The 2,021-nt window shown below is 51.9% G+C and carries 1 protein-coding gene and 2 pseudogenes; all 3 read right to left on the minus strand.

What is annotated here, in order from left to right:
• Positions 1-60 precede the first annotated feature (60 nt).
• A complete protein-coding gene (locus GOB93_RS21295) occupies positions 61-357 on the minus strand; it encodes a hypothetical protein (RefSeq protein ID WP_206752629.1) in 297 nt (98 codons plus the stop codon).
• Between the two features lie 118 nt (positions 358-475).
• Positions 476-1,288 (minus strand): annotated as a pseudogene (locus GOB93_RS20810) (IS5 family transposase).
• A 193-nt stretch (positions 1,289-1,481) separates the two neighbouring features.
• Positions 1,482-2,021, minus strand: a pseudogene (locus GOB93_RS20815) (hypothetical protein); the annotation flags it as partial.

Genomic DNA, 2,021 nt, shown 5'->3' on the forward strand with positions numbered 1-2,021 from the left:
TGACTTGAACTCTGCCGCATACCGTTTCCGCGTAACCTTGCCCATAAAACCCGTCCTCGTTCAGGCCAGATGATAGCTTATCGCCCTGTCCGAAAAATGGGGACCACCTCTCATCTCGATAAAAATGGTGAAATGCAGGCGGTCGCCTTTCAGGGCGTTCAACCGGACAGCAAGATGGACATACAGCATACGCCGCCCGCCCCTTGCGTGCTTGCGTTCGTACGCGAACCTGACCCAGTCGAGTATACCCTTATAACACCCCAGAGAGAAATCGACGATTTGGCAACGGTAGGAGGTAGATGGTGTTTTGGCCTCGTGTGGGTGTTCGACGTGGACAGCGCCAATTGTCGCCATCATATGGATGCTCCGGTCGATTTACCGACCGGAGCATCCGTCCCACCGTAATTTTGTGCTGAACAGTAATGAGCCTAAGCAGACAAATACTTATCGCGTATCAGCCTGCTACTAGAGGGTGTTATGCACTTAGGGAGAGCAGTTGGGCTGCGTTTTTCAGCATGAAACCTGCGAAGGCGATGGTGTGCATTGCGGCGAGGGTTGAAGCGCAGCGCTCGTAGTCTTTCACCAGCCTTCTGCATCGTGTTGCCCACGCGAAAGACCGTTCCACGATCCATCGGCGGGGCAGCAACACAAAACCCCGTTTTGCCTGAGGCAGCCGGACGATTTCGAGGGTGATATCCTGCTCTTCAGCAGCTTTCGCCGCTTTTGATCCGGTATAGCCCTGATCGGCCCATACCAGTTCAACGCTCCCGTCTGTTGCCTGCTGAATGGCTTCCGTCAGCTGACCGACTTCTCCCCGGTCGTCCCTGTTTGCCGGGGTGACGTGCAGGGCCAGAAGATGCCCCAGGGTATCGACCGCCATGTGCAGCTTCGATCCGTTCTTTCTTTTCGCGCCGTCATACCCGGCGCGCGATCCACTCTCCGGGGTCGAACGCAGTGTCCGGCTGTCGATAATCGCCGTTGTCGGCTCAGCCTGTTTTCCTGCAGCCAGCCGCAGCACAGCCCGGAGATCGTGGACAACAGCCTCGAAACATCCCGCTTCCATCCAGCGCCGGGATTGCTGATAAATCGCAGTCCACGGCGGAAGATCGTTCGGCATCGCCCGCCACGCAATGCCGTAACGGATCACCTAACGAAGACCGTTGAACAGATCACGCAGATCATGATGCCGTTGTTCCGCGTCTTCCTTCATCAGAAGAAGATACGGAACAATCAGAGACCACTCTTCGTCACTGATATCAGACGGATATGGTTTGCGTGCAGTATTCATCCAGCTGTTCTGCAACACTCACGCCAGAAAGTACATAACACCCTCTACCTCTGAAATAAAGGCGGCGGCCTGAGCAGGAATGTTCATACGCAATGATAGACAATCCAATACATTTTATGAAAAAATCCATTGGATTGACCAGAAATTCAGAAAAATAACTTTCCCACTCATGCCGGCCTCTCAACACACTTCTTTATTGCTTCGTCCACCAGCGCTCCTGTGCATTCCGACATGTTTTCCAGCCAGCCTTTTCTAATTCCATACATAATCGACGCGTTTGCGCAGTTCCAATCGGCCATGGTCGTTCAAAAAACGCTTCAACTATTCGCTTTGAAGTCAGCAATTCCTGACTTGCTGATGCCCATATTTCAAAAATACCTGGATCGAATTGGTCAAGAGCGACATCAAGGGTTGTCTGCTGTTGGTCTTCATTAAAAAATGCGTCATCTTTACGCCCTTTACCTCCAAAAAGCAGGTCGAAAACTGCCGCTTCAGCTAACAGTGCACCAAATTTATCAACTGGATCTTTCCGAAGAAAAAACGCATTATTTTTAAATTCGATCCCTCCGAAAAATAATCCAACAGAAACCTTCTCCGGGGGTGGCCAGCCGAAGTCGTCCACGGGATTTCTTCTGTGGTTGCCGTCCGTTATGCAAGAGTTTTCTGACCCATATTGACGTGTGATCGTGTGCGGTCTTCTGTAAGGCCTGTTGATGTGGCCTTTCAGAAGCCA

The sequence above is a fragment of the Acetobacter musti genome (assembly GCF_011516835.1).
In the GTDB taxonomy this organism is placed as follows: domain Bacteria; phylum Pseudomonadota; class Alphaproteobacteria; order Acetobacterales; family Acetobacteraceae; genus Acetobacter; species Acetobacter musti.

Bases quoted from the DNA above. Each gene is read 5' to 3' on its own strand.
- GOB93_RS21295 (WP_206752629.1), bottom strand. From the start codon at position 357: ATGATGGCGACAATTGGCGCTGTCCACGTCGAACACCCACACGAGGCC.